We start from the raw sequence: 26368 nt of genomic DNA, 5'->3' as shown, positions 1-26368 counted from the left end.
AGGGGAAATTCCCCAAAGTCAGAATTGCATACTGTATACAATACAGATACCACTCTTGGCTTCGTTTGTCAAATGAAAAACTGTATTACTTATACAATTAAATAAATTTTTCTAGAAAAATATAAATAACAGATTTTATTTTATTATATGTTATAAATTAAATAATATTTCATTTTTGTATACAATTCATGAATATTGAAACCTTACTCCTCTATTCAACCATTTTTAATTGACGAAATAATTAATACGCAATACAGTATTACTGATTGTAGGAGATACATAATGCCTAAATGTGTACAGAACAGCCTTGCCGACCAAGTTTACACGATGCTCAAAGAGCAAATTCTTTCAGGACAATTGAAGGGCGGCATGAAAATCCCTGAGGAACAGCTTGCAGAACAGTTCGGGGTATCCCGCACTCCTATCAGGGAAGCTATCAGACGCCTCAGTGAGTACGGTCTGGTAACCATCAAGCCAAGAAGCCATGCCATTGTCTCCATTATTACCCAAAAGGAAGCCGTTGACATAGCACGGGTAAGGGTTTCCCTTGAACAGCTTGCAATCGAAAGCATTGACGAGAATGCCTATGCAGCGAATGTAAAAGAATTCTCCCGATACGCTGCTGATTGTCAATATGCGCTGGGAATCGGTGACAGAGCCACCGTTTTTGAACAAGACAGCCTCTTCCATCTCGCTTTGATAAAAGCGTCCAACAATTTGGCCTTGTTCAACATCTGCGAACGCCTTGATGCAAAAATCCAACAACTCCGCATTGCCCAGGATCTTCCCGAAGATGAATTGACCTACTACCTCAATCAGCATTCACAGATTATGAGCCTCTTGAAAAACGGAGAAAAAGAAGCCTGCAAGAAATTGATCTATGAGCATATAACCCATGATTTGACCAGTCATGTAAAGGATTCTGAATAATGGATAAAAACGATATCATCCTGACCTATGGATCGGACCCCGTTGCAATGACAAGGGCATTGCTTGAAGCAATCGATATCGAATCGCTCATTTTGGATAAGAATTCTTCGATTGCCTTGAAGCCGAACCTGGTAGTAGCCGCAACTGCAGAAAGTGGGGCGACCACTCATCCGTCAATTGTACGTGAAATCATTTCTTTTCTACAGGAGAGAGGTTATTCCAGGATCAAGATAGTCGAGAGTGCCTGGGTAGGAGACAGCACCAAGGAAGGTTTCAGGGTAAACGGGTATGAGGCAATAAGCAAAACCTTCAAAGTGCCTCTCGTCGATGTCAAAGATGACGATTACGAGAAATTGACCTCTAACGGAATAACCATGGAAGTCAGCAAGACAATCCTCGATACCGATTTTTTGATCAGCCTTCCTGTTTTGAAAGGACATTGCCAGACAGCAATGACCTGTGCCTTGAAAAACATGAAAGGATGCCTTTCCGACAGGTCAAAAAGAATGTTCCACAACCTTGGCCTCCACAAACCCATAGCTGCACTCAATGCTATCAGATGTGCCGACCTGGTTATCGTAGACAGCCTCAACGGCGACCTCGATTTCGAAGAAGGTGGCAATCCTGTGAGGACAGACAGGATGTTTGCAGCAAGGGACAGCGTTCTCTGTGACAGCTTTGGCTCTCAGCTTCTGGGGTTTGAACTTGAGGACATCCCCTACATCCAGCTTGCAGAGAGTATGGGGGTTGGTTTTACAGATCTATCCAAAGCCAGGGTTATCCAGCTAAACGAGCCTACAAATGACAAAGTGGCACATCCAAGCGGCGAAGTCGCGAATCTGGCAAGATACACACTGCCCAAGAATGCCTGCTCAGCCTGTTACGGAAATCTGATCCACGCCCTTAAACGGCTGGACGAAGTCGACCGTCTGGGTAACCTTGAAACCAAAATCTGCATTGGCCAAGGCTACAGAGGTGAAACAGACAAGACCAGGATAGGTGTAGGGGTTTGTACCAGAGGCTTGGGCAAAAGTCTTGGAGGCTGTCCTCCCAAGGCAATTGACATGATTCAGTTCATGAAAGAACTATAGGAGCTTCCTTGCCAGGCTGTCGATACACCTGATATCTTCCTCTTTCAGGGTTATGGATCCGCAAAGACTATTTTCGAGTACCTGTTCAGGCTTCCTGGCACCACAAAGCACATTCATTCTTGGGATATAGGCCATTGTCCATGCAAGTACAAGATTTCCGACCGTACATTGGTAGGCAGTACACATATCCTTGAGTTCTTCCAGCATAGCAAGTACCTGCATCCTCTTTTCAATCTTGAACCAGGGGATGCTTTCTTTTGCAGTCCCAACCACGTTGGATTCTTGTTTTACATTCCCGGTCAGCAACCCTCGTTCCAAAGGGCTGTAGGCCTGAAAGGTTATATCATTTTGGTTGCAATACAGAGCAAGGTCTTCGTTTTCCCGGTTGAGCAGGCTGAACCGTTTCTGGATGATCGAAGGGGACCCATATTTCTGATATTCCTCTATCTCCCGTTGGTTGACGTTGCAAGCGCCATAACAACGAATTTTTCCCTCTCTCTTCAACTGTTCAAACGCAAATACAGTCTCTTCAATCGGGGTATCAAAGGGTTCCATGGCAGGCCAGTGAGTAAGCAGCACATCGATATAGTCGGTTTGGAGGCGTGACAGACTCTGCTCGACCTGTACCCTGATACTTTTCTCCGATAGGTTCCTGCGAATGGTGACACCATCACGACTCTTGTGTACGGATCCTTCATCATGGTTTCCCCAGACAAGGCCACATTTGGTGGCAAGTACAAATTTTTCCCGTTTCCGTTTGATGACCCTGCCCACGATTTCCTCGGATTTCCCGTTTCCATAGGCAGGTGCGGTATCGAGATAGTTGATACCTAGTTCCAGCGACTTCTCAATCGTCTTCTCACAGAGCCGGTCATCACTGTCACCCCAGCTATCGCCCCCACCCATTGCCCAAGTCCCGAGGGTCAGGGCAGGGATAAGGATTCCGGTTTTACCAAGTTTCATATAGTGCATCATTACACCTTCCGCCAAGCATCGGCGAGTGTTCTCTTTGCATTGGCAATAACCAATGAGGAGAGTTCTCCCTTCTGGGGTTTGACTTCGAAACTCACCGTCATCGGCTTATCTTTTTGCAGATATCCTATGGCAATGAGTTTTTTCAGGTAAGAGGCAAGGTAATCAGCATCATTTTCGCTTTGGGGAAATCCAAAACGGGGGTGGTTATCCCCATATGCAGGATTCGAAGGATCCTTGATATAGGTATTTCCCATATGGGCATGCCTGACATACCTTACGACAGGGTCAAGGTTATCGTCCAGGTTTTCCCCGATCATCGGGATATGGCTGCAGTCAACCAGCAACCCGAAAGACGGGTATTGTAGGCAGACAGTGTCAAATAATGCCTTGGCCCGCAAAGAAGGGCCGATTAAGGCCTTCTTATCGATTGAGTAGTCAAAGGCTTCAAGACAAATGGGGAGTGAATACTGTTTTGCATATTCACAGAGAATCTGGCAACTCTCAATCAACACTTCCATGGATTGAAAAATGGTCTTATCTTCATAATGACCACTGAGAAAGGACAACCCAAAAGCTCCGATTTCAGCTGCCTCGTCAATCCCCTCCTTCACAGCAGCCACTGCTTTTTTTCTTTCTGCCGGATCAAGGTCATTAAGATTAAGGTTCTTTGAAAGGGTTTTCCCCTGAGCGCCAAAAGCAACTTCCATATGGGCTTGATCAACCCAGGAACGAATTTTCTCTTTCATAGAGGGCCAGGGGGTGCTGGCAGTTTCTACCACATCAAAATAGGGGTCTTCAAGCACCCGCAAAAAAGTATCTTCAAAGGTTTTCTCACTTGAAAAAGCTTCAGGATAAGCCATATGGTGGATAATGCCTACCTTGAGGTACCGCTTGATATCACAATCCATTGCTATCCTCCAATCGTGAGGCTATCTCCTGCATGCAGAGTCTGGGGGACGAGAAGGTTTGAACCCCTGTCCTTTGTTGGACTGTATCCTGCATATGGGCCATGGAAGCCTGAGCCAATACTATGCATTCTGATCCAGATACCTGCATCGCCATGTGCAATACCAGCTCATCATGTTTTTCTTTGTTACCCTCTTTCAAGGCAACGATAGCTTGTGGGCAACAGTAACTGGAAAGTTCAATTTTCTTGTTCTGTATGGTAGCTTCTGCCAGCAGTTTCTCCAATGTTGGATTCACTGTTGACTCAGCAGTGGCCAACACGGTAATACGGGAGGAATTCCTTACAGCCGCTTTGCACATTGCATCATCGATCGCGACAATTGGAACAGAAAAGAATTGCCTGAGTTTCACAACGTGGGGAGTCAAGGTCGAACAGGTAACCACGAGCAAATCAGCTCCGGTCATCTGTGCACTTTTAAGGTCATGCATCAAACGCTCGGTATTGTTTTGTGAAAAGAGTCCTGTATCTGCAGGATCAGTTGCCAGAAAGTCATCAAGTATATTGTTGATCTTGACACCTGGGCCGAGTACCTTTCTTAATTCTGTTTCAAAGGAGTCATATACACTCTTTACGGTATGGACCAATACGATTCGTTTCATGTAACACCTCATGATTCAATAGGCAGGGGAAAACTCCCCTGCCCTCAGAATCATTGTTATTTGGCTTTTCCGATCTTCTTGAGGTACTTTGCCTCATAGTCTGCCATGAAGGCAGCAGCCTGGGTGCTATCCATGAACTGGCTGATCAAGCCATTCTTTTCGATATACCCTTTCTGCCAGTCTTCTGACTCGCTGACCTTTTTGGCCATATCACTATAGTACTTGACGGCTTCAGCAGTCATATCCTTAGGACCGACAAGCCCACGCCAGACGGGTACTTCAACATTCTTGTAGTTGCCAACTTCACTGAGAAGTGGGGCATCCTTGAGGTCACCGGAGAATCTGGTGGTTGAAAGAGCAAGGATCGGCTTCAGTTTTCCGGCAAGTACATACTGGGCTGCAGCTGCAGGCTTTGACATACAAAGGTCTACATGTCCACCGAGAATTTCAGTGATGGCGCTACTGGTTGAATCGTTGGTAATAAAAGCAAGCTGGTTCTGGTCAAAACCAAGTTCTTCGATCAAGGCTTCATAGGTTGCAATATCGTCACCCTTCGAACCGGAGATGACCACAGAGGCTCCACCATTGATTGCATCGATAACCTCGGCAAAGCTGGAATACTTGGATTGTTCACCAATATACAGAAGCTGTTTGTCTACGGCCATCACGGCAATGGGGGTAAAGTTCTCAAGTCTATTTTCGGTGTTCTTGACCATTGGCATCAAATCACCGCTATTGAAAGTCAAAAGAGTGTGGTTTGCAAGGTCACCTTTCGTGCGGGAAACAGCCAAACGACCGATTTCTCCACCACCATCAGTCTTATAGCTGATAAGAAATGACTTATCAACCAAGCCGGCTTTGGTTGCGATATCTGAAATCTGCCTGGTATAGATATCGGAACCACCACCTGGCTTTGAAGTTACAGTCCATTCAATGTCACGTGAGGCGGAAAAGATATCACTCTTAGCTTCGGTTCCACCCTGGGCAAACAAAGGCAGTGCCAACACTACCATCAAAGAAACGATAGCAAACTTTTTCATACAATCTCCTTCTTTATTTATAACAGGTCAAACACCTGTCTCAAACCATTATGATCAGGCAACTTTCTTTTTCAGAACACCAAACTTCGTGAGCAGGGCACGTACTATAGGAAACAGAATCAGGATAAAGAGTACAATTACAAAAGCACGGGCAATTGGCTTATCGAAGAAAATATTGAGGCTTCCCTGGCTAATGATGAAGGCTTTCCGCATATTCGATTCCAGCAGGGGAGCCAAGACAAAGGCCAGAAGCATAGGTGCCGTACTGTAACCGCTTTTCTCAAATACATAGCCCAAAACCCCAGATATCAGCATTACAAACACCCCATACATCGAATAGGTGGTGCTATAGGAACCAACAAGGCAGACAATCGAAATACAGGGAATCATGACCTTAACAGGAACCGAAAGAATCTTTATAAGGAAGGGGATAATTCCCAAGGCAATGAAAAGGGTGAGCAGGTTTGCCAAGAACAGACTGGCAATAAGCCCCCAGGCAAAATCCGGATTGGTCGAAAACAGCAAGGGCCCGGGATTCAAACCCCACATCATAAGGCCGCCAAGCAAGACTGCACCGGTCCCTGACCCAGGGATACCCAGGGCAAGCAAGGGAGCGAAGGCACCAGCTGCAGCTGCATTGTTTGCAGACTCACAGGCGGCGATTCCTTCGACGGCACCGGTTCCGAGAGGCTCTTCACTCTTGAAAGCCTTTTGCGTTGCATAGCCCAAAAAAGCACCGGTTGTCGCACCAGCCCCTGGAAGAACCCCAACAAACGTCCCGAGCACTCCACTGCGAATGGCAGGAGGAAGCAGACGCTTGATATCATGGAACGTCAACAGACTTCCCTTGATAGTCAACTTCTCCTTGATGGTACTTTCTGTTACCTTGTTTCGATCTTCCATGAGGCGCATAACCTGTGCAAACCCGACCATTCCTATAACGAAGGGAGTGAAAGGGATACCTCCGAGCAGATACATGTTGCCGAATTCATATCGAGGTACCCCGCTGAGCGTATCCATTCCCATTGCAGCGACGAGTATGCCGAAGGCAGTAAGGATGAGACCTTTTACGGGGTTGTCGCCAACGAGCCAACCAATACTTGTCATAGCGACAAGCAGAAGGGCTGTCATCTCGGCAGGACCAAATTTCAGGCCTACATCAGCCAAGGCTGGTCCCATGAAGGTAAGAATCAACATCCCGATAGTCCCACCGACAAAGGAAGAGACATTCGAGGTCAAAAGGGCTTGCCCCGGCCTGTTTCTCTTGGTAGCCATCGGATACCCATCAAGGGTGGTCATGATAGCGGGACTGTCTCCCGGAATATTGAGCAGGATTGCACTGAAAGAACCGCCATACATATTCGAGTAATATAAGGCACCCAGCATTATGATTGCGGTATTCGGGTTGAACTTGTACGTCAGGGGAAGCAATAAGGCAACTCCGGCCAGTGACCCTATTCCAGGCATAGCCCCGACTATAAGGCCAAGAACCGCACCGAAAAGACAAGCGAGAATGTTCTGGAAGGTCAAGACGACACCAAAACCCTCTACGAGCATTTGTAAGTTATTCATTTCCGGTACCCCTTACCTAAAAATTGCATCCAGGATGATTCCCTTAGGAAAATCAATCCCGAGCCAAAGGGAAAAAACCCCAATAACGATTGCCATAATCACAACGAGGGCTATCAACGTCGTTTTCCAGCTTGATTTCTCAAAAACCCTGAGCCAGAGAACCATATAGAGGGCAACGCTGGGAACCAACCCAATGATAAAGGTACTTACAATGATGGAGACCATGCCAAGTGCACATAACCACCCATCCATTGGAAATACCGGAGCCTCTTCCTTAAAGGAGCTGATAAAAGAAATCAGGCTCAAGGCAAGAAGCAAAACAGAAATCAGGGTTGGAACAAAACCAGGCCTTGGTCCTTTCATTGCATCCCAGAATCCATATTTGGTTAATCCGTAATACATGAAGACAATCGCAACAAGTGCAGTAAAAACAGGAATAATCCTATTTGCGGGCACCTTGAATTTTTTTCTTTCCACGTTTCGATCCCTCTTATTTTCGTCCAGATAAATGATTGGCCATTTTACTTGCCATTTTTACAGCATTTTCAAAGGCTTGGGTTTTTACGATACCTTTTCCTGCAATATCATAGGCAGTCCCATGGGCACAGGTTACTATCGGGGCAGGCAACCCTCCTGCAATGGTAATGCCTTCATCGAAACCTTTCAGCTTCAAGGCAATTTGGCCTTGGTCATGGTACATGGTAACCACGCCGTCAAAATCCCCACGAAAGGCCTTGATAAAGGTTATGTCGCTCGGATATGGACCTGTTGCATCGATTCCCAGAGCTTGTGCATCCTGGATTGCTGGTTGAATTACGTCAATTTCTTCTCTTCCGCAGAGACCGCTTTCTCCACAATGGGGGTTAAGCGCAGCAAGGGCCAGCCTTGGTTTCTCAATCCCACTGGTTTTCAGCGATGAATTGGCCAGTCTGACTGCACGGAGAATGCTCTCCTTGGTAAGGTTCCTGCTCACTTCACTTATGGGTATATGACTGGTAGTCCGAGTGGTCCAGAGGTTACCGACTACATTTATCTCACCGAAAGGTTCAGTGAATTGGAACAGGTCAGCCATATAATGGTGCTCGCTTTCAAACTTGCATCCGGCTTCCTTCATTCCTGCCTTGTTCAGAGGTGTAAAACAGAAGCCCTCGATTTTCTTGTTTTTGTAAAGATCAACCGCTTTTTCAAGCATTTCAAGACAGGCCTTTCCGGCTATCTTGTTCAATTGCCCCACAGGGACCAAAGCAGGGTCTATATTTTTTTGGTCCAAAACAGGCAGGCCTTTGTCCCAGTCAATGGCATCCACACTCTCTACGACCTGAATGTCCGTATATGAGCCAATATAGGAAAAAGCACGATTAAGAATCCGCACATCACCGATTATAATTGGATTGCAATATGCAGTGAAAAAATTCTCCACTGCGAGCTTTGCTACAATTTCAGGACCAACACCTGCCGCATCACCGAGCAAGATTCCCATTACTGGTTTCTCATTCATCAGAAACTCCCTTTGATTCAGTCATCCGGCAACTTTCTTCGTTGCCCGATGCATTATACAAAGCAAGTAACGTGCCAACTTTTAAAAATTGTATACAATCTTCGATTTTAATCATTTTTGTGTACAGTTAATTGTTGGAGAAACCAATAAATAGAAACATAGGTCATTGATTTTTCAAATTTTTCTGATGCATCGAAGAAAAATGTTTCAATGTTTCATATTTTGTTCCATGTTTCATTTGAAACATCTATGAAACATACTGCTACTCTAGTTCAAATTGGGAAAAACGCCTCCAAAGCGTTGTACGGCTTACCCCAATCTTTCGTGCAAAGGCATCCCTGCTTAAACCGCTCGCAATAAAAGCTCGGTACTGGTCTTCGGGCGAAGAAACGTTCTCTTCAACCTTCTTCCTTTTCTGAAGGGGAACAACATCTTCTGCATAGAGGCTTGTAGCCCCTATATCAAGTTGCTCAATTTCTTCCCTCCCAACAAATTCCACGCTGTTGAGAATTGCAAGTCGTTCTGCTGCATTCCTCAATTCACGGACATTTCCCGGCCAGAAAAACCGCTTGAGCTCACCAAAGGCCTCTTCATTGACTGCAGGAACACGGTGGTTGTTTTTCAAGGAATATTGCCTGACAAAATGCGTGAACAGCAGGCCGATATCATCTTTCCTTTCACGAAGAGGGATAAGTTGAATATTCAACAGACTGATACGATAGAAAAGATCAAGGCGAAACCTGCCGGTCTTGACCTTCTCTATGATATTGCTATTTGCGGCACTGATAACCCTGACATCAACGGGGACTACCATATCTGCCCCGATCTTTCTCACTTCCTTCTCCTGGAGCACCCGTAACAGTTTGGCCTGAAGGACCAACGGGATCTCCCCAATCTCGTCGAGGAAAAGGGTTCCCTTATGGGCCAGTTCGAACAACCCGCTTTTCCCTCCCTTGCTCGCCCCTGTGAAGGCTCCTTCCGAATACCCAAACAACTCACTTTCAAGAAGCTGTTCGGGCAAAGCAGCACAGTTCACGGCAACAAAAGGTTCATGCGAACGTGGGGATGCATTATGGATACTTTGTGCAAAAAGCTCCTTTCCGGTCCCCGTCTCACCGAGTAATAAGATAGGACTATCGACAAGGCTGAAACGCTTTGCTTTCTCTACCAGCTGGAGCATATGGGCGTTTTGGGTGACAATATTCTCAAACCGATACCTGGCTACAAGTCCCTTACGGTGCAATTCAGTTCTGATCTTGTGTTCGGATTTGCGGATAGCTTCTGCATTCTGGAATGTAAAGAGTACCCCAAAGGGTTGGGAATCTACCTGGATAGGCTGCTGGCTGACAAGAATCTGCTGGCCCCCGATTGCCTGCAATTCCTCCCGGCTAGATACTGAGGCAAGAGACTGAGACCATTTGATTCCCTTGTATACGGCTTCGATTGGTTTTCCTTCAAGCGGAGTACAGGCAAACAAGGATGCAGCCTGACGGTTTCCGGCAATGACAACGCCTGAGCTATTTACTGCAAGCATTGCATCCTTTGCATTGTTCAAAAGGGTAAGCAGGAGGTTTCCCCTCGTCTTCACACGGTCCAACGAGCGTGCTGCAGCAACGGCATCTTCCACGGAGTGGATGATAGCTTGGTTTCCTGTCTTTACGTGTTCATATTCCAGGCCATTGTTTTGGCAGATCCTGCATAGGGTAAGTCCCCCTACGAAGACCTTGCAACCTTTGGCTTTCAGCTCAAAGACAGCCCGCTGTACATCATCTTGGTCATGTACCCTGCAAACAGAAACAGGATATTCGATAAGTGAAGATATGATGTCCTCACCGCATAGTTCTTCATTAATGACGATGCCGATACGGCAGGTATCAAACCGTTGCTTCACTTTTGCCAGCGCCTCGAAGAGGTCCCCGCTATCCATAATTATGGGAACTACATGGATGGATGGTTTCTGTGAGGCAATCGCAGAAGCGGTAATACCCCTGGCTACGGCAATATCGGCATCAAGGCTTTCGATTAACTTTGAATCGGTACCTACAAAATGGGTGGTTGAGATGGAAAAACCATCTAAATCGTACTGAGATATTACTTTATCAAACTGTTCCTGAAGCTCTAGATAGGGAACGACAACCAAAATCTTAATCAAGGACTATCTCCGTTTCGGGCAGTGTATCACGTAATGTGAGGCTTTACAAACCAAGAGGACTCTTGGTATTGTGCCAGCGGAGGCAAATTATGTCATTTTCCAAAATTATACAATACATCCTTTTTGTAGCACTCGTCCTTTTGACCGTTTTCAACTTCTATGCCCTTACTACCGGTAGGAAAAAGAAGCTCAAAGGAGAAGAGACCTTCAAAAAGATTTTAAGGGACCTGGAGAACAGGGTTTTTTCAGAAATGAAAAAAAACCATATTTCCTTTGATGAAAAACATGGCTATATAAATGATACAAACCAAGGGTTCTTCCTGGCTTTCGATTCCAAGAACAGGAAAATGGGAATTGCAACCAACGATGAATTTTTTCTCCTTGGGTATGACGAGGTTGTTTCCTGTGGGGTAAAGAGCGACCCCCTTCAGAGAGGGCTGGTCACAAATGTCCGCGTTGAGCTAGAGACAAAAGAAGACCTTCTGGTTTTTGTCTTTGGTACAAAAAAGTGGAAAACCAAATCGCACTGGGGCGCCTTTCTTCTTTCAGACGCCCAGGAATTCTGTGATTTCGTCAATTCCCACTCTGCAAGCCAATAACACATAATACAAGGCTGCCTATTATTTGCCGTTTACTACCGTTATGCTGTCAGGGACCAGATGGATGTCAAGCTGATTGAAGGGGATGACAATTCCCGCATCTTCCATTTTCTTGCATATCTCCCCATGGAATCTCCAATAGACTTTCCAATAGTCTTCCGGCTTCGTCCAAGGACGAACAATATAGTCGACTGAGGAAGCATTGAGTTTATGGACTTCGACCATGGGGGCGGGATCGGGAAGTATCTCGGGATAGGTAGCAAGTATGGAATTGACCACTTCCTTAACCGTCTGTACATCTGAGCCATAGGCTACACTCAGTATCAAATCGACCCTTCGCTTCTCCATATCGGAATAGTTTACGATGGGATTGCCCCACACCAGTTTGTTCGAAATGGTTATTTTCTTATTGTCAGGGGTCGAGAGGGTAATGCAGATTAGGTCCATATCGGTCACTGTCCCGGAGAAAGACCCTGAATCGATGTAATCCCCGATCCTAAAGGGCGAGATGATGACAATCATGACACCGCTGAGCAGGTTTCCGATGGTTTCCTGGAAAGCCAAACCAAGGATAACCCCAGTGATTCCCAAACCGGTGAGAACCGGGGCCATATTAATACCCATATGTTGCAAGAAAAGAATAACAAGGATGATCCAACCAAAGATATTCACTACCTGTATAACAAAACGTGCCATCAGGTCATTGATTTTCTTTGACTTGGAAAACACTTTTTTCAAAAACCTGCAAAACCAGAAAATCAACAATTTGCCGACAAGAATCAGCAAAAGACCGGTAATCAGGGTTACCATATATGCCACGGGGCCCTTTTGGACCCAAGACTGCAAAGAATCGGACAACTGGGTAAAAAAACTTGCATTTCCAGCATCATTTACCAGGGGGGCTGTTTCTCCGGTGGCAGTCTCTGTCACTTCGTTTGCAAAAGCCATGAAGAATGAAAGCATAGTTCATACATCCTTTGGAAGTTGATATAAAACCCTACCATCGGGCAAATAAAAAAGCAAGGGAAGAAAATTCTCCCCCTGCTCCAATTCAACATGTCCTGGCTTTTATCTGGCAAGCAAGGTATGCAATTTTTTAGTGAAAGAAACAGGATCCTTGGGCATGACACCTTCTGCAAGAAGAGCTTGGTCCAGAAGCACTGAACAAAGATCACTTACATATTCCTTATCTTCGCTCAGCTCGATTTTTTTGACCATCGGGTCTTCAACGTTGACTTCCAGAATCGGTTTTGCCTCTTCAAAGTCCCCTTGCCCCATGCTCTTGAGAATCTGCTGCATCTGTACCGAAGGATCGTTCTCATCAACAACCACAACAGCCGGAGAATCGACAAGCCTCGAGGAAATTACGACATCCTTGACTTTATCGCCCAGTGCTTCCTTGATTTTCTTGACAATCGATTCCGATTCCTTGGTTGCCTCTTTAGGATTCTCTTCTTTCAAATCGTCAACGGCACCACTTTTATTGATTGCCTTCAGGGATAGCTCTTTATAGGTGCCAAGTGACCCTACGACGATATCGTCGATATCATCATCCATCAACAGGACTTCATAGCCTTTCTTCCGATAGGCATCAAGCAATGGACTTGATTTCAGGGTGCTTTCCTTGCCTCCGGTAATGTAATAGATACTCTTTTGGTCTGCAGCCATTCTTTCCTTGTAGGAAGCTAGGCTTACATAACCCTCCTGGCTCGAGGATTTGAACCTGACCAACTCAAGCAAAGCATCACGGTTTGCATAGTCCCCGTACAGACCTTCTTTCAGAGGGCGATTGTATTGGGTAATGAATTTGGTATACATTTCCGGGTTCTGTTCGGCGATTCTCTGGAATTCCCCAAGCAATTTCTTGACCGATGCATTACGGATAGTGGACATGACACGGTTTTGCTGGAGGATTTCGCGGCTTACATTGAGAGGAAGGTCTTCACTATCAATGATTCCCCTCACAAACCTCAGATAGGTAGGGAGAAGTTCTTTCTCATCATCGGTAATATAGACCCTTTTCACAAAGAGCTTAACCCCAGGGCGATAATCGGCATTATTCATGTCGAAGGGAGCCTTGGCAGGGACAAAGAACAGGGTGGTGTATTCTGTAGCACCTTCTGCCCTGGTATGGATGTAGAAAAGCGGATCTTCACTGTCGTAAGACGTATTCTTGTAGAATTCGTTATAATCTTCAGGTTTCAGTTCGCTTTTGCTTCTTCTCCAAAGGGCTGAGCTGCTATTAATCTGTTCAACCTTGTGTTCCAGGGTCTTTACAGGGTTGCCATCCTTATCCTTTTGCTTATCATCGACATGCTCTTGGTCATAGGATAAGAAAATGGGATAGGCAACATGGTCGCTGTACTTTTTGACCAACTGCTGGATTTCCCAACGGTTTGCATATTCTGTCCCCTCATCATTCAAATAAAGGGTAATGGTAGACCCCTGCTCTTCGCGGGTGGTCTCTTCCAGGGTGTACGAGCCTTTACCGGTACTGGTCCATTTGTAAGCTACTTCTTCACCTGCTTTTCGGCTGATGACTTCAACTTTGCTCGAAACCATGAAGGCGCTGTAAAAACCTACGCCAAACTGCCCGATAAGGTTGCTGTCTTTCTTCTGTTCCTCAGTAAGGGAAGAGAGAAATTTCTTGGTTCCGCTCGAGGCAATCGTTCCGAGGTTGTCGGTCAGATCGTCATGATTCATGCCCAGACCGTTATCGCTGATAGTCAGGGTGCGCTTCTCGCCCTCAGTAAAGGAAATGTCAATCCTGGGTTCAAAGGAAATACCTTTGAGCTTCTCGTCTGTAAGAGAGAGGTATTTCAACTTGTCCAAAGCATCGGACGCATTTGAAACCAGTTCACGGAGAAAGATTTCCTTGTTTGAGTAGAGCGAGTGGATAATGAGCTGAAGTAGCTCTGAAACTTCAGTCTTGAATTTTTTCTGTTCCATTCTAGATACATACCTCCAAAGGGATATTGGCAAACATAATGATTTTTTCCTCAATCGGCAACGGCTCCTTAACAAAAAAACAACCTTAAGGTATGCTTCTTGCATGAAGTTTTCGCAACCATCAACTGCACGCACCTATAACCGGCTTAGAGTCCTTAATGTTCTTTCCCTGCAAAAGACATGCAGCAGGGCCGACATTGCCAGAATCCTGAACCTGAACAAACCCTCGACAAGTGAAATTGTCGACAACCTTCTTCTTGAAGGGCTCCTTGAGGAGCGGGGGAAAAAAGAAACGTCAAACGGAAGACGTCCCACTACTCTTGTCTTGAAAAAGGATGCACTTCTCGTCCTTGCCGTGGATATGGGAAGCAAAAACACCTCCGTAGCGCTAGCTGACTTGGACGGAAACCTTCTCAGGTTCGAACGATTTCCCACCGGGCAACGACCAAAAGCCCAGGAGCTCTGCTATTCGGTTATCAAATCCTGCCTGCGCATGACCCGGCTTGCGACAAGTCCTATCGTCGGCCTCACCGTGGCAGTAAACGGAATAATCGGCGAAGACAGGAAAACCTTGGTTTCAAATGATCTCTGGGAATGGAAAGATGTACCATTGGCGCAGGCTATAGAGGCTAATACCCATATACCCACAATACTGGTGCATAACGTAGAAGCCATGGTCAATGCAGAAAGATGGTTTGCCAAAGAGGAAGGGCAAAATTTCCTGTATATCAACTGGGCCGAACACATTGGCAGCGCCTGGGTAACAGACAATAACATAAGCGCTCAGCACGCTCGGTTCGGACACCTGTCTGTGGCATCTACCGGTTTATGCAGGTGTGGCAATATCGGGTGCCTTGAGACAGTAGCCGCAGGATGGGCCCTTAGCGAAAAGAATGAAAACAAAACAGTAAAGCAGCTATGCTCCGAACCCTCTGACCATGGATCAAACGACTTACTGGCAGCTTGCACTGCCATGGCAAAGGCTTTGGTCCAGGCTTGTACCATTACCGGTTGTCAGAAGATCATCCTGGGAGGGGGGATTAGCAACATCGGTGACAACTACCTCCAGTTTCTAAGCCAAGAATATGCCAGGCAGGCACATTCCAGGCAAACAGAGGTACAGATCAACCGTTCACAGCTCGGAGACAAGGCTGGTCTGCTTGGCAGCGTGGCGACTGCTTTGGATACCTGGGTCTTCCAACGTGCCCTTATCAGGACATTGGACCAAAACGAAATACACTGATAGGCATAAAAATACCGCTACCCGAAACCGAGTAGCGGCAACCTCCTTGAAAGCCCCAGGATCCCTCCCCTGGGGTGTGTTCACCCGCTGGAAAATCGGACTGAACATGTGACACGACACTAATGATTATTACATGGTTTTATGTCCGTGTAAAACATTTTTATAATTATTTATTGCTTTTTGCCAGGAAGAAGCTTGCTTGAAAATCAGTCATCAAGCCTCGTTGGTATAGGTAATCGTTAGGGAACCGTTATACACCCCAGCGGCAAATATATCAGTGGCAGTCTTGGTTACCACGACCGTAAGCTTACCAATGGCAATATCTTGTTGCACTCCTGAGAGAAAGCCAATATTAAAGGTATCCCCTTCCCGTACGGAAGTCATTACATTCGTAGATTCCAAAACAAGGGAGGTATTGAGAATATTAGTTTCATTCTTCTGCAAAGGAGTGGCAGTAAAGCTCAAGGCCCCTCTCCCTGCAACTGGAAGGTTTGAGGAGTACTTGAAATACACCGACTGTTCGACTTGCCAGGCATCGCCAGAAGGAAACAGAAACTCCAAGGATGCCACATTTCCCTCTTCTTTGGTCCCATTTTCATAATACATTTCTATGGTAATGTCTTTGACAGAAATCGTCCCATTCAAAAAGACAACAGCCTCGGAGGGAAGGCTTGCAGCAACCAAGGAAAAAGAAAATACAAGCAAACCGAAAACCACTATATATCGTTTCATAGGCTCCTCCATCATCAGCAAAACAAACTTTACAGGTTCCTACAGTATAGCAAAGAACGAGAAAGACTTGTACAAAAAAGGCTGTACGGTTTCCCGGACAGCCCAGACAGTACAAAAAGGTAAGGAAGCGTATTAACCAGAGATCACTGAGAAGGTTATGGTTGACACATAATCTCCAGCTGGAGCTGAATCCACAGAATGACCTTCTTCAATGGCAGCTCCCGTATGATCATCTCCTCCGGTGGTTTGGGCAGGCGAGATGGTAATGGTTGTCTCAGCTATCTTATCAGACCCAGAACCAGTAAACGAGAAAACGGTATACCCGCCAGAAGCAGGGGTAAGCGGAGAAGAAGCCGATACAGCAGCAATTTTCACGCTATTCTCTCCAGAGACAAAATCCCCGACAACCATATTAAACGTGAAACTGCCAGTGCCGTTTGTACGATAGCCATACACAAATTCGGGATCGGTTGTAAATGCATTGTTCTTCGTTACTGATGCCTGGTACAATCCTTCGACTGTATGAAACCCATGCTCAAAATACTCACCGATGGTGGCATTCAAGGTTGCGGTCGCTGGATTGCCTAGCGAAACAGCAAAGACCCCAGTTAAAACGACAGAAAGAAGTACCAAGACTATTAAACTTCGCTTCATATTCATATTAAGGCTCTCCCTTTATCAACTATTAGATAGATTTCTGTACTTAGGATACCTCCACTAATAACATATGTCAAGAATACTACATCGATTTGTAGCATAATTATTATTAATTTATGTTTTATTTCTTATTTCTTTATTTAATATGATTTTATGTTTTCTTGACTTGTTACGTATGTAGTAAACAACAGCTTATTTAATCTACATTTTAGCCTACCACATACTGGAAAAGCATCCTCTACAACAAAAACAATGGCCAACAGTCTCTGTTGGGTTTTAGTTCGAGGCAATATCTATCGATAGAGTCGATTCATAGGCACCGGCAGTTGCAGAGGCAACATCGGCCTGGTTAGCCTTTACTCTCAACGTATAGGAATACATTCTCATTCCCTGAAAAGAAGGGAGCACATCCAGCAGCTTATACGACCCCGACACAGGGACTTTCTCAATCGATTCAACGCTAAGCGATGCTATGCCTACAGTTGAAGTATCATCCCCCAGTTTGATAAAGGGAGTCAACGTGGCACTCACCACTAGATTGCTTGTCGTGTTCGTCCTGATCGCATAGGTAAGATTTACCCCATCTTGGCTGAAAGCATCATCAACAGAGGCTTCACTTACAATCGTTGCCGCTGCCGAATCGATTAGAAAACCGTGAACCAGATATTCAGGTACCGCTGTAGTAATCGACAAAGTAACCTTTTGTGGCGATATCGATGCAAAGAGGAAAGGTACTGTAAGTAATATACTAGTTATTAAGATACATCTTTTCATTGACTGGGTTCCCTCCAAAAAAGGCGTGCAAGCACCTTCTTTGTCCAATCAAAATATAATGCCAAGGGTAAACTTATGTCAATGCAACAGGTTTAATCCATAAATAATTATTAATCTTAAATTCAATATATTTTTAAATATTTTATTTATAGTGTTTTAAACATTTCTCTCTTATGACACGATTACTCTGTCATGCAGTATATTTCAGTAAAAGTTTTGCATTCAAAAAAGATTTATCCCATGGACCTGGAGACGTAGGAAGGGTGTAGGAATCCTGCCTATTAGCCAAAGATATTCCCTTATGTCACTTCGGAAGAAGTAAAAAGTGTAAAAAACTGCATTAATATGCCTAAAAAATGTCTTATTTTCATATAATACAATATATTATAAATTTTTTATTTACGATTTGCATGTGTCATTTGTTATTTTTCACTGCTAACACTTCTTACATTTTTTGAAAAAACTATTGCTTTTTGCTTCAATTAGAGCTACATATGCAATATATTAGGTAGCAATGTAATAAGTTTCATGCTATATTCTATCTAGCCCTACACCTGTTTACGAGAGGATATAAAACCAATGATAATGCCAATCGCATCGGAAACGAAATCTACCATGATTGCCAACCAGCTCGAAGAGATGATCCTGTCTAAAAAATTTAAAGCAGGGGAATCCCTTCCAAGCCAGCATAAGCTTGCACAACAATTCTCTGCAAGCAGCAGGAGCGTTCGTGAGGCTTTCAAGAACCTTGAGGCAAAAGGACTCATCCAAGTCCAACAGGGAAAAAAAGCAATGGTCAAAAGCAACAACCTTGACCAATTCGTTGAATCGCTGTCCATGTCCATGATCAGCAAACAGGCCCCTGACAGGAAACTCCTTTCCGATCTCATGCAGGTACGGACCACCGTAGAGGTTTCGGCAACCAGGGAGTTGTCCCGCGACCCGAACAGAATGTTGATCGTAAGGTCGCTCGATAGGTGTTGTTCGAAAATGGAACAGCTTTTGCCAACCATGGAAAATACCAAGGATACAGAATCCATCAAACAGTTCAAACAAGTTGAGTTTGAATTCCATACAGCCCTGATCAGATCAAATGACAATGTCATCTTGAACAGTATCTATGAGAATCTTTCCCCGCAGCTGTACACTGCCCTCGATAGACTTCCCGAGACCTACAACGAACAGAAAAAGAAAGTCAATGAATACCGCTATCTGGTCGAAGCCTTGGAAAATGGACAGACAGACCTTGCCGTCGCCCTGACCTTGGTCAACCTGACCAACATAAAGGACAAGTTCGAGACTCTCGATATCTAAATGTTAAGGTCCTTGGTTAAAAAGGAGCCTGCAGGCTCCTTTTTTTATGCCCTAGCAAACCCAAAAACCCTGAAGACACACCTTTGATTGTGCAGTTTTTAATGTCACAAGTAGGATATATGTATATATCTTATAGACATTTTTCTAAACAGATGACATAAATAAATTTTTGATATGTTTTTATTGCATAAAGTTACGATTTTCAATATTCTGTAATAGTTAAATAAGTGTAGACTTATGACATCATATATTAATGATTGCTTTCACAATAAGGATAATACAAATGAATTATATTTCTGAAACAAAAGCTTCAAGAATCGCATCAACCCTTGAAGAAATGATTCTAGATAATAGACTTAAAAGCGGAGCATTCCTCCCTTCCCAACAAGTGCTTGCCGATCAATTCAAGACATCAAGCCGTCCTATCCGGGAAGCACTCAAACTATTGGAAGCAAAAGGACTGGTCACCATTACCCAAGGCCGAAGGGCTCAGATTAAAAGCAACAGCCTCAACCAATATGTTGAATCGATTTCGACAACGATAATCAACAAACAAACAAATCCCGGGAAATTGCTTCGCAATCTTATGCAGGTTCGAATAACGATTGCAACGAGCGCTACACGTGATTTTTCTCGTATTGAGACCAAGGACTTGCATCTTGCCAAGCTTTGGAGATCTGCAAACCAAATGGAAAGTGCACTTCCTTTAATCTACCAAAAAGATGCACAGGGCCTCAAACAGTTCCAAGATGCTGAAAATGAATTCAACCGTACCCTCATATCTGCAAACGACAATCAGATACTTTCCTCCATCTATGAAAACCTTGCCCCGCTTCTCGATTCTGCTCTGTTGTCGCTTCATTTTTCTGCTTCGCAGCTTGAAAAGCGTGCTAAGAATTATTCTTATCTCTGCGAAGCCTTGCAGAACGGACAGCCTGACCTTGCCGTTGCCTTGGTCCTGGTAACTCTCACGACCTTGCAGAACAAGGTGAATGACAAGTTCCCCGATGAATCGGCTGTTGCCTACGCATAAAGGATTCAGTTTGTCTAAAAGCCTCCGGTCATGGTATAGTCCAGCCCGGAGGCCTTTTTTATGGGGAAACAAATCATTGAACTTGCACATGCAACGGTACGAAGATTGGGAACCAATATCCTCGATGATATCTCCTTTTCGGTGAACGAAGGGGAACATGTTGCGATAATAGGCCCAAATGGAGCTGGGAAAAGCACCTTGGTGCAGGTAATCAGCGAAGAAATACATCCCTTATACAACCCTCTCTCAAAGAGGCTTCTTTTTGGCAAAGACCACTGGGAAGTGCTGGAGCTCAGGAAAAATCTGGGAATTGTCTCGCAATCACTCCAATTCCTCTGCAACAGTTCCTATAGCGGGTGGGAAATAACGGCATCGGGGTTCTTCAGTTCCATCGGTCTGGACTTCCACCACCGGATAACGACAGAACAGGCTACCAAAATAGAAGAATCCTTGCGTTTTTTTGATGCCTGGAAGCTCAGGGACAAACAAATAAATAGGCTTTCCTCCGGGGAGGCAAGAAGGATCCTTTTATCGAGAGCCTGCGTCCACGACCCCAAGGTCATGCTCCTTGATGAAGCAGTCGCAAATCTTGATTTCCCTTCAAGGCACCAATACAGGAAAGAACTTCAATTACTGGATAAGAAAGGAAAAACCATTATTCTTGCCACCCATGAATTGAGTGAGATTATTCCAGAAATTGAACGGGTAATTGTCATGAAACAAGGAAAGATTATTCAGGATGGGCCAAAAACAGAGATTATCAGAGAAGATATCCTCAGCGATATTTATGGAGCAAAGGTTTTCGTCGACCAGCGTGAAGGCCTTTTCACTGCTTGGTGCTAGCCTTTTTTTCCACGCCCTACTTTTTTTGTAGTATACTCAAACAAAGAACGATACAAGCGAGGTGTACCCATGAAACGGTGTTCGATAATTATCCACAGTGTAAGCGGCAACTGTTTTATCATTGGTTCTTACTTGAAAGAATTGATGGAGCAAAGGAGTGTTGACGCCCGGCTTTACCGCGTTGAAGACCCTGATTTGCATATCTGGGCAAACAAACAGGAAACTACAAATGATTTCTACGAAGATATTCTAGCCTTGCCTGTAGCAAGCCTTTCCACCCTACTTAAAAGTGATATGGTAATCCTCGGAAGCCCAACAAGGTTCGGAAACATTACAGCAGAGATGAAAACCTTTCTCGACACTACCTTGCCACTGAGCAAGGAGAGAAGTCTGGAAACCAAGTTCTTTGCCTGCTTTACTAGCTGTTCCCACTCAACCTGCGAGGGTGCCCATACCCTCAACGCCTTGATTTACTGGTCCCAGAATATGGGAATGCTGCATATCCCTTATGGAGTCCACGAAGAGATCGAGAACTTGGACCAACCGGTTGCGGGCATTGTTCACCTTGCGGGGAAAGAGGATTCCATCAGGCCAAGCGAGCAACTCGGCCAGGAGATGGAAGTGTATGCCGATATACTCAGTGCCTATATTCAGGAATAGCCAGGCAATAGCAAATGTAATAGCAAGAGAGCAGCCAAAAGGCTGCTCTCTGTTTCTTCGCTAGTGCCGTTTTCTTGAGAATAGTTGCAGGAATTTCTCTGAGATATGCGTGAGGAAAGATTTTCCATACCGTAATTTGTAGTCACTTGCGGCACTGGCAATGGAAACCTCTTCACTCCCACTGGTATATTTCAGGTTATCCCAATGCCGGACTATCCACATATAGAGGTCAGCCTCGGTTTTTCCCCTAAACGCAGATAGTATTTTTTCCCTACGAATCTCATCAACTATTGGCTGAAACACATTGGTGTACCAGGAGACGGCAGCTTCCTTGAAGCTTATCTCTTCAGTCTTTTCTTGGTTTATATAATATTTATGAACCAGAATATGATTTACGAGCTCTGGGTATGATCCTGGTCCCGAAAAAACAATCTGTTCCATCGGTAGATAGGTTGGTTCATACTGATCAATAAATCGTTTTCGCTCATATTCTACCACTCGCTTTCTCAGTTGCCGCATTGTCAAACCGGGTTCCAGAGGGATTTCTGTGTCAAGTTCGACAACTTCTGCATCGATAAATTCCACTCCCTGGGTCTTGGCTACAGAAACCCGATGGTTTCCGTCCCGGACAAAATACCAATCACCTAACTTGTACACTGAAATAGGGGGAAGGATTATATATTGCTTTGAGGCCCTGTCGATACTTTGCCACCGAGAACGCAAGAGCTCTTTTTTTGGGTAGAAAGCCAAGGAAAAATCATGGTACCGCCCCTCACTTCCGATAATTTTTGCAATCGGAATGGTTCTCATACCAAGATAGGTTTCATTCTTTGGCTTTATCAGTTCAGTTACCGCGTACAAAGAAAGCAGGTCAGAGTTTTTCCAAGCGAGGCTGCTCATCAAAGACTGCATCCTTCCACGGCTACGTGCCTTTTCAAAATCTTCATTGGCTTGAGAGAAAAAATTGGTTCCCATTTCACAAATCCTTTCCGAGCGAAGGGTCATCGAGTATAAAACTCTGAAAAACATTAATAACCTTGGTCTGTTTATAGACACCATAACGGTTGGCATTCGAATCTATCAGATGCACATGCCCATGTAAAAGATATTTTGGTTTAAACCAATCCATGAAAGCCAAGAAAGTAGAAAACCCACGATGGCACCGGTCTACATCATCATTGATCCCCAAAGGAGGGGCATGGGTAAGAAGGATGTCGACATACCGCCCATGAAAAACCTTATTCCACAGAAGATGGGGGATCATCTTACACATTCTCCAGAACATTTCCTTCTCGGTAAATTGGTGGCGACCTTTGTTGTATTGCATAGAACCACCTAGGCCTGCAATGATGAGATTGCGTTTTTTATCATACACGACCTTTCCATCGGTATAATCCCCCCCAAAAGCAGGGAGGAACTGCATCATGCCTTTCCCATCGGCATACCCATATTGGTTGATCGTATTTGCATGGGATGTAAACTGGGTGAGGAATTCCAGATTATGGTTACCAAATACAAAATACAGCGGCTTATTCAGGACTGAAATGACATATTCATAATATTTCAACGGAAGATCACCTGCAGAAACCACAAGGTCTACATAACCATAGCGGGATGCAAGATTCTTTGAGTAGATCAAAGGATCGGTTTCATCTGCAATACAGAGGATCTTCATATTCACCCCACACTATATCCGCAATCCACGACCACGGTCTCAGCGGTAATCGCTGTTGCAGATGAGAGAAACAGAACGCAATCGGCAACCTCATGAGCCTGAACCAGTCTCTTGAGACTTGCCCGATTCTCAAAAACCGTCTTTATGGGATTAGTATCATCGTGAAGCGAGGGGGCGTCAAGTAATCCAGGGGCTACCGCGTTTACCCGTATATAGGGGCCAAGCTCGGCAGCAAGGCTCTTGGTATAGGAAACCACAGCCCCTTTGGAGGCATCGTAATGGGCGGTTCCTCCAAAACCCGGATGGAAGGCATTTATCGATGCAATATTGATTATCGCACCTTCACCGCTCTTTCTGAGCAGAGGGATTGCCTTCTGGGTTACCAGAAACATACCTTTGACATTTGTATCGAATACTTTGTCCCAGTCTTCCACGGGAAGCTTTTCTTGCTCAGCTACCGTAAACACCCCACTGTTATTCACCAATACATCAAGAGAGGAAAGACTTTGGAAAAGGTTCGTTACGCTTTCTTGCGAGAGCACATCCATCTCGGCGATAACCAAATGATCCCCAAGCTCTGATTGCAGGTTCTCTGCACCAAAACGGTTATGGCTATAGGTACAGATGACTCGATCCCCCCTTTTCACAAAGGCGCGACACAGGGCACTGCCCAAGTTACTGGCGCCACCGGTTACCAAAATGGTCTTCATTGCATATCCTCACTAAGAAAATCTTTTAAGACCTTACAGGCAGGATAGTCTGCCAAGAGGTCCTTGGTTCCTTGTATATAACTCTTTGGGTCATACGGAGGACACATAGTTGTCGCACAGAGTGCATACCCTTCATTTCCCAGCAACTTCGTTCCTTGGAAGCATCCCCCAGGCACAATGGTCACAGGACTCTGCTGGTGATCAACCGGACCCAAGAGAGCAAGGGAATGGCGGCCATCCGGGTAGAGTATCAACTGCTGCAAGGGAGAGCCCTGGAGAAAATACCAGAGCTCTTCGGTAGGAAGCCAATGGAGGGAAGAGAAACTCTGGGGAGTAATCAAATAATAGATAGTACCACCCAAGATCTCGGACCCTTTGCGATGGGTAATTATTTTCCGGTAGAACCCACCTTCCCCTTCAAGTCTTTGAAGTCCAAGTTTCTCTATAAGAGACTGTGCATCGTCAATCAAAGTGGCCAAGCCTTTGTAATGGAACGGACCAACAAAGAAAAGGATTCTTTAACCTTCTCGCCCGTTTCCAGGACTTCCTTATGGTTCAAAGGTTGTTCAAGTATCCCGGCTGCCATATTGGTAAGACAACTGATACCCATCACCTTCATTCTCATATGACTTGCAACTATTGCCTCGGGTACCGTAGACATACCAACTGCATCTGCCCCACAAAGACGGGCAAACTTTACTTCGGAGGGTGTTTCAAAAGAAGGACCTGCAAACAACTGGTAGACACCTTCCCTGAGCTCAAGCCCCATAGCCTTGGCGCAACCTCTGGCAACCTGGCGAAGATCCTTGTCATAGGCATTGGACATGTCAAAGAACCTATCTCCCAGTTCCTCATAATTGGGGCCACGGAGAGGGTTGTCACCCATTATCTTGATATGATCGCTGATAAGCATTAAATCCCCTGGTTTCCATTCCTTGTTCACACACCCGGCGGCATTTGTCAAAAGCAAATTATCGATACCCAAGGTATGCATTACCTGGATAGGGAATACCACTTCATCCATTCCATATCCTTCATAGTAATGAAAACGGCCTTGCATACACAAAACCTTTTTGCCTTCCAGCATTCCGATAACCAGCCTTCCTTTATGTCCGGAAACGGTAGAAACCGGAAAGTAAGGGATTTCACTGTAAGCAACATATATGGGGTTTTCTATCACCTCTGCAAGATCGCCAAGCCCACTACCCAAAACCATGCCGATCTCTACAGGGTCTGTTCCGATTTTCGATTCAATATACTGTGCAGCTTCCTGCAATTTTTCCAAGAGTTTATCCATCAGGTCCTCCAACAATCCAAGCGTACTATATTTTATGGTTTCGGGAAAGCGATGCTACATAGCGACAGAACAAAGAAACAGCCCCGAAAGGCTGTTTCTTGCATATAAAAAAAGCATTTTTTGACTAGAAAGGTTCTCCTGAAGCTTTTGGAGCCGCAGAATGTTTTGAGAAAAGGACCAAAGCCAGCAAGGTCGCCACGTATGGAAATATTTTGAATATGGCAGGAGGTACAACATCCAAAGAAGGAATAACCTGGGAAACATTTGCAATTGTGGTTGCTATGCCGAAAAAGAATGTGGCACCGAGAATCCCAAGGGGTTTCCATTGCCCAAAAATCAAGGCGGCGATTGCCAAAAAGCCTAGACCTGCGACGGTTCCATTAAATTCACCACTATAGGTGACCAAAATTACGCCGCCACCAAGCCCTGCAAGGGCTCCGCTCATGACTACCCCGAAATATCTCATTCTATGTACGTTTATACCTGCAGAAGCTACGGCTGACGGATGTTCTCCACAGGCGCGTAAGCGCAAGCCAAACGAGGTCTTATAGAGGAGAACCCAGGAAAGGCCCCAGATCAACAGACATAGCCAGGTTGTCCAATAGCTTTGGCTGAAAAGCAAAGGCCCGATAACAGGAATCTTGGATAGGAAAGGAACATCCTTTCGGATTATGCCCATCAGAATCCTGATGTTTCCGCTTCCGCTAATGGTTCTTGCAAGATAGACCGTCAAAGCACCGGCCAACATATTGATTGCGGTTCCACTGATAATCTGGTCAGCTTTCAAATTGATTGATGCAAAAGCATGCAACAAGGAAAAAAGCCCACCGGCAATAACAGCAGCCAGCAATCCCAGGGGAAGAGCCAAGGTAATGCTATAGACCTGTACCAATTTGATGGTAAGGGCAGAAGAAAAATATCCGATGAGCATCAAGCCTTCCAGCCCAAGGTTTGTAACACCGCTTCGTTCGCTATACAAGCCACCTAACGAAGTGACTAGCAAGGGAATCGTATAAGCAATTGCATAGGGAAAAATTCTGGTGAGTGTTATCCACATG

General features: G+C 45.1%; 27 protein-coding genes. 8 read left to right on the top strand and 19 right to left on the bottom strand.

Annotated features, from left to right (window positions below; all coding sequences use genetic code 11):
• The first annotated feature begins 282 nt into the window (after positions 1-282).
• Together SPIGRAPES_RS10025 and SPIGRAPES_RS10020 are read left to right on the top strand one after the other, a co-directional pair.
• Positions 283-930, top strand: a complete 648-nt coding sequence (locus SPIGRAPES_RS10025; protein WP_014270645.1) for a GntR family transcriptional regulator — start codon at positions 283-285, stop codon at positions 928-930.
• Positions 930-2021 (top strand): DUF362 domain-containing protein, encoded by a 1092-nt coding sequence (locus SPIGRAPES_RS10020; protein WP_014270644.1) that lies wholly within the window; start codon positions 930-932, stop codon positions 2019-2021. The genes SPIGRAPES_RS10025 and SPIGRAPES_RS10020 overlap by 1 nt, the downstream gene beginning before the upstream one ends.
• On the opposite strand, the gene SPIGRAPES_RS10015 is transcribed toward SPIGRAPES_RS10020, so the two are convergent.
• The 8 genes from SPIGRAPES_RS10015 to SPIGRAPES_RS09980 all read right to left on the bottom strand — a co-directional run bounded on the left by SPIGRAPES_RS10015 (position 2016) and on the right by SPIGRAPES_RS09980 (position 10824).
• Positions 2016-2996 (bottom strand): aldo/keto reductase, encoded by a 981-nt coding sequence (locus SPIGRAPES_RS10015; RefSeq protein WP_014270643.1) that lies wholly within the window; start codon positions 2994-2996, stop codon positions 2016-2018. The genes SPIGRAPES_RS10020 and SPIGRAPES_RS10015 overlap by 6 nt on opposite strands.
• Complete coding sequence (locus SPIGRAPES_RS10010) at positions 2996-3904, bottom strand: sugar phosphate isomerase/epimerase family protein (protein ID WP_014270642.1); 909 nt, start codon at positions 3902-3904, stop codon at positions 2996-2998. Before SPIGRAPES_RS10010 ends, SPIGRAPES_RS10015 begins: the two co-directional genes overlap by 1 nt.
• A complete protein-coding gene (locus tag SPIGRAPES_RS10005) occupies positions 3894-4562 on the bottom strand; it encodes an aspartate/glutamate racemase family protein (RefSeq protein WP_014270641.1) in 669 nt (222 codons plus the stop codon). The genes SPIGRAPES_RS10010 and SPIGRAPES_RS10005 overlap by 11 nt, the downstream gene beginning before the upstream one ends.
• 56 nt (positions 4563-4618) lie before the next feature.
• Entirely contained in the window at positions 4619-5602 is a 984-nt protein-coding gene (locus SPIGRAPES_RS10000) for a tripartite tricarboxylate transporter substrate-binding protein (RefSeq protein WP_014270640.1), read from the bottom strand.
• A 54-nt stretch (positions 5603-5656) separates the two neighbouring features.
• Positions 5657-7174 carry a tripartite tricarboxylate transporter permease gene (locus SPIGRAPES_RS09995; protein ID WP_014270639.1) on the bottom strand — a complete coding sequence of 506 codons (1518 nt, stop codon included), beginning with the start codon at positions 7172-7174 and terminating at the stop codon, positions 5657-5659.
• A 12-nt stretch (positions 7175-7186) separates the two neighbouring features.
• Complete coding sequence (locus SPIGRAPES_RS09990) at positions 7187-7651, bottom strand: tripartite tricarboxylate transporter TctB family protein (protein ID WP_014270638.1); 465 nt, start codon at positions 7649-7651, stop codon at positions 7187-7189.
• A gap of 13 nt (positions 7652-7664) precedes the next feature.
• Positions 7665-8672, bottom strand: a complete 1008-nt coding sequence (locus SPIGRAPES_RS09985) for a PdxA family dehydrogenase (protein WP_014270637.1) — start codon at positions 8670-8672, stop codon at positions 7665-7667.
• 262 nt (positions 8673-8934) lie between these two features.
• Positions 8935-10824, bottom strand: a complete 1890-nt coding sequence (locus SPIGRAPES_RS09980) for a sigma 54-interacting transcriptional regulator (protein ID WP_014270636.1) — start codon at positions 10822-10824, stop codon at positions 8935-8937.
• Between the two features lie 89 nt (positions 10825-10913).
• Here SPIGRAPES_RS09980 and SPIGRAPES_RS09975 point away from each other — a divergent pair, with 89 nt between their 5' ends.
• Positions 10914-11423: a hypothetical protein gene (locus tag SPIGRAPES_RS09975; RefSeq protein WP_014270635.1), complete on the top strand. Its 510-nt coding sequence runs from the start codon at positions 10914-10916 to the stop codon at positions 11421-11423.
• A 21-nt stretch (positions 11424-11444) separates the two neighbouring features.
• Here SPIGRAPES_RS09975 and SPIGRAPES_RS09970 read toward each other — a convergent pair whose 3' ends face one another.
• Both SPIGRAPES_RS09970 and htpG read right to left on the bottom strand, forming a co-directional pair.
• Positions 11445-12371: a mechanosensitive ion channel family protein gene (locus SPIGRAPES_RS09970; RefSeq protein WP_155816705.1), complete on the bottom strand. Its 927-nt coding sequence runs from the start codon at positions 12369-12371 to the stop codon at positions 11445-11447.
• 120 nt (positions 12372-12491) lie between these two features.
• Positions 12492-14372 carry a molecular chaperone HtpG gene (htpG, locus tag SPIGRAPES_RS09965; protein ID WP_014270633.1) on the bottom strand — a complete coding sequence of 627 codons (1881 nt, stop codon included), beginning with the start codon at positions 14370-14372 and terminating at the stop codon, positions 12492-12494.
• Between the two features lie 103 nt (positions 14373-14475).
• Here htpG and SPIGRAPES_RS09960 point away from each other — a divergent pair, with 103 nt between their 5' ends.
• On the top strand, positions 14476-15615 hold the full coding sequence (locus SPIGRAPES_RS09960) for an ROK family protein (RefSeq protein ID WP_014270632.1): 1140 nt from the start codon (positions 14476-14478) through the stop codon (positions 15613-15615).
• A gap of 213 nt (positions 15616-15828) precedes the next feature.
• Here the strand turns inward: SPIGRAPES_RS09960 and SPIGRAPES_RS09955 are convergent, their stop codons facing one another.
• From SPIGRAPES_RS09955 to SPIGRAPES_RS09945, 3 genes are all read right to left on the bottom strand, one after another.
• A complete protein-coding gene (locus SPIGRAPES_RS09955; RefSeq protein WP_014270631.1) occupies positions 15829-16347 on the bottom strand; it encodes a hypothetical protein in 519 nt (172 codons plus the stop codon).
• Positions 16348-16479: 132 nt separating this feature from the next.
• Entirely contained in the window at positions 16480-17001 is a 522-nt protein-coding gene (locus SPIGRAPES_RS09950) for a hypothetical protein (protein ID WP_155816703.1), read from the bottom strand.
• Positions 17002-17280: 279 nt separating this feature from the next.
• Entirely contained in the window at positions 17281-17697 is a 417-nt protein-coding gene (locus SPIGRAPES_RS09945; RefSeq protein WP_041384597.1) for a hypothetical protein, read from the bottom strand.
• Between the two features lie 660 nt (positions 17698-18357).
• Between SPIGRAPES_RS09945 and SPIGRAPES_RS09940 the strand changes: the two genes are divergently transcribed.
• From SPIGRAPES_RS09940 to SPIGRAPES_RS09925, 4 genes are all read left to right on the top strand, one after another.
• Complete coding sequence (locus SPIGRAPES_RS09940; RefSeq protein ID WP_014270628.1) at positions 18358-19092, top strand: FadR/GntR family transcriptional regulator; 735 nt, start codon at positions 18358-18360, stop codon at positions 19090-19092.
• Between the two features lie 283 nt (positions 19093-19375).
• On the top strand, positions 19376-20125 hold the full coding sequence (locus SPIGRAPES_RS09935) for a FadR/GntR family transcriptional regulator (RefSeq protein ID WP_014270627.1): 750 nt from the start codon (positions 19376-19378) through the stop codon (positions 20123-20125).
• Between the two features lie 60 nt (positions 20126-20185).
• The gene (locus SPIGRAPES_RS09930; RefSeq protein ID WP_014270626.1) at positions 20186-20968 is read left to right on the top strand and encodes an ABC transporter ATP-binding protein; all 783 of its coding nucleotides are present in this window, start codon (positions 20186-20188) and stop codon (positions 20966-20968) included.
• A 69-nt stretch (positions 20969-21037) separates the two neighbouring features.
• A complete protein-coding gene (locus SPIGRAPES_RS09925) occupies positions 21038-21628 on the top strand; it encodes a flavodoxin family protein (protein ID WP_014270625.1) in 591 nt (196 codons plus the stop codon).
• Positions 21629-21688: 60 nt separating this feature from the next.
• Here SPIGRAPES_RS09925 and SPIGRAPES_RS09920 read toward each other — a convergent pair whose 3' ends face one another.
• From SPIGRAPES_RS09920 to SPIGRAPES_RS09895, 6 genes are all read right to left on the bottom strand, one after another.
• Positions 21689-22603 (bottom strand): transcriptional regulator, encoded by a 915-nt coding sequence (locus SPIGRAPES_RS09920; protein WP_014270624.1) that lies wholly within the window; start codon positions 22601-22603, stop codon positions 21689-21691.
• A 1-nt stretch (position 22604) separates the two neighbouring features.
• On the bottom strand, positions 22605-23303 hold the full coding sequence (locus tag SPIGRAPES_RS09915) for a metallophosphoesterase family protein (protein ID WP_014270623.1): 699 nt from the start codon (positions 23301-23303) through the stop codon (positions 22605-22607).
• A gap of 2 nt (positions 23304-23305) precedes the next feature.
• Positions 23306-24013, bottom strand: coding sequence for an SDR family NAD(P)-dependent oxidoreductase (locus SPIGRAPES_RS09910; protein WP_014270622.1), 708 nt, complete (start codon positions 24011-24013; stop codon positions 23306-23308).
• On the bottom strand, positions 24010-24483 hold the full coding sequence (locus tag SPIGRAPES_RS09905) for a cupin domain-containing protein (protein WP_014270621.1): 474 nt from the start codon (positions 24481-24483) through the stop codon (positions 24010-24012). Before SPIGRAPES_RS09905 ends, SPIGRAPES_RS09910 begins: the two co-directional genes overlap by 4 nt.
• Positions 24480-25310, bottom strand: a complete 831-nt coding sequence (locus SPIGRAPES_RS09900) for a purine-nucleoside phosphorylase (protein WP_014270620.1) — start codon at positions 25308-25310, stop codon at positions 24480-24482. The genes SPIGRAPES_RS09905 and SPIGRAPES_RS09900 overlap by 4 nt, the downstream gene beginning before the upstream one ends.
• A 124-nt stretch (positions 25311-25434) precedes the next feature.
• The gene (locus tag SPIGRAPES_RS09895) at positions 25435-26367 is read right to left on the bottom strand and encodes an ABC transporter permease (protein WP_014270619.1); all 933 of its coding nucleotides are present in this window, start codon (positions 26365-26367) and stop codon (positions 25435-25437) included.
• Position 26368: the final 1 nt, after the last annotated feature.

Source organism: Sphaerochaeta pleomorpha str. Grapes (assembly GCF_000236685.1).
In the GTDB taxonomy this organism is placed as follows: Bacteria; Spirochaetota; Spirochaetia; order Sphaerochaetales; family Sphaerochaetaceae; genus Sphaerochaeta; species Sphaerochaeta pleomorpha.
This window is presented reverse-complemented; position numbering and strand designations above follow the sequence as displayed.

Coding starts and splice junctions, on each gene's coding strand:
- SPIGRAPES_RS10025 (WP_014270645.1), top strand. CDS start 283: ATGCCTAAATGTGTACAGAACAGCCTTGCCGACCAAGTTTACACGATG.
- SPIGRAPES_RS10020 (WP_014270644.1), top strand. CDS start 930: ATGGATAAAAACGATATCATCCTGACCTATGGATCGGACCCCGTTGCA.
- SPIGRAPES_RS10015 (WP_014270643.1), bottom strand. CDS start 2,996: ATGATGCACTATATGAAACTTGGTAAAACCGGAATCCTTATCCCTGCC.
- SPIGRAPES_RS10010 (WP_014270642.1), bottom strand. CDS start 3,904: ATGGATTGTGATATCAAGCGGTACCTCAAGGTAGGCATTATCCACCAT.
- SPIGRAPES_RS10005 (WP_014270641.1), bottom strand. CDS start 4,562: ATGAAACGAATCGTATTGGTCCATACCGTAAAGAGTGTATATGACTCC.
- SPIGRAPES_RS10000 (WP_014270640.1), bottom strand. CDS start 5,602: ATGAAAAAGTTTGCTATCGTTTCTTTGATGGTAGTGTTGGCACTGCCT.
- SPIGRAPES_RS09995 (WP_014270639.1), bottom strand. CDS start 7,174: ATGAATAACTTACAAATGCTCGTAGAGGGTTTTGGTGTCGTCTTGACC.
- SPIGRAPES_RS09985 (WP_014270637.1), bottom strand. CDS start 8,672: ATGAATGAGAAACCAGTAATGGGAATCTTGCTCGGTGATGCGGCAGGT.
- SPIGRAPES_RS09975 (WP_014270635.1), top strand. CDS start 10,914: ATGTCATTTTCCAAAATTATACAATACATCCTTTTTGTAGCACTCGTC.
- SPIGRAPES_RS09970 (WP_155816705.1), bottom strand. CDS start 12,371: ATGGCTTTTGCAAACGAAGTGACAGAGACTGCCACCGGAGAAACAGCC.
- htpG (WP_014270633.1), bottom strand. CDS start 14,372: ATGGAACAGAAAAAATTCAAGACTGAAGTTTCAGAGCTACTTCAGCTC.
- SPIGRAPES_RS09960 (WP_014270632.1), top strand. CDS start 14,476: ATGAAGTTTTCGCAACCATCAACTGCACGCACCTATAACCGGCTTAGA.
- SPIGRAPES_RS09955 (WP_014270631.1), bottom strand. CDS start 16,347: ATGAAACGATATATAGTGGTTTTCGGTTTGCTTGTATTTTCTTTTTCC.
- SPIGRAPES_RS09950 (WP_155816703.1), bottom strand. CDS start 17,001: ATGAAGCGAAGTTTAATAGTCTTGGTACTTCTTTCTGTCGTTTTAACT.
- SPIGRAPES_RS09940 (WP_014270628.1), top strand. CDS start 18,358: ATGATAATGCCAATCGCATCGGAAACGAAATCTACCATGATTGCCAAC.
- SPIGRAPES_RS09935 (WP_014270627.1), top strand. CDS start 19,376: ATGAATTATATTTCTGAAACAAAAGCTTCAAGAATCGCATCAACCCTT.
- SPIGRAPES_RS09930 (WP_014270626.1), top strand. CDS start 20,186: ATGGGGAAACAAATCATTGAACTTGCACATGCAACGGTACGAAGATTG.
- SPIGRAPES_RS09925 (WP_014270625.1), top strand. CDS start 21,038: ATGAAACGGTGTTCGATAATTATCCACAGTGTAAGCGGCAACTGTTTT.
- SPIGRAPES_RS09920 (WP_014270624.1), bottom strand. CDS start 22,603: ATGGGAACCAATTTTTTCTCTCAAGCCAATGAAGATTTTGAAAAGGCA.
- SPIGRAPES_RS09915 (WP_014270623.1), bottom strand. CDS start 23,303: ATGAAGATCCTCTGTATTGCAGATGAAACCGATCCTTTGATCTACTCA.
- SPIGRAPES_RS09910 (WP_014270622.1), bottom strand. CDS start 24,013: ATGAAGACCATTTTGGTAACCGGTGGCGCCAGTAACTTGGGCAGTGCC.
- SPIGRAPES_RS09900 (WP_014270620.1), bottom strand. CDS start 25,310: ATGGATAAACTCTTGGAAAAATTGCAGGAAGCTGCACAGTATATTGAA.
- SPIGRAPES_RS09895 (WP_014270619.1), bottom strand. CDS start 26,367: ATGTGGATAACACTCACCAGAATTTTTCCCTATGCAATTGCTTATACG.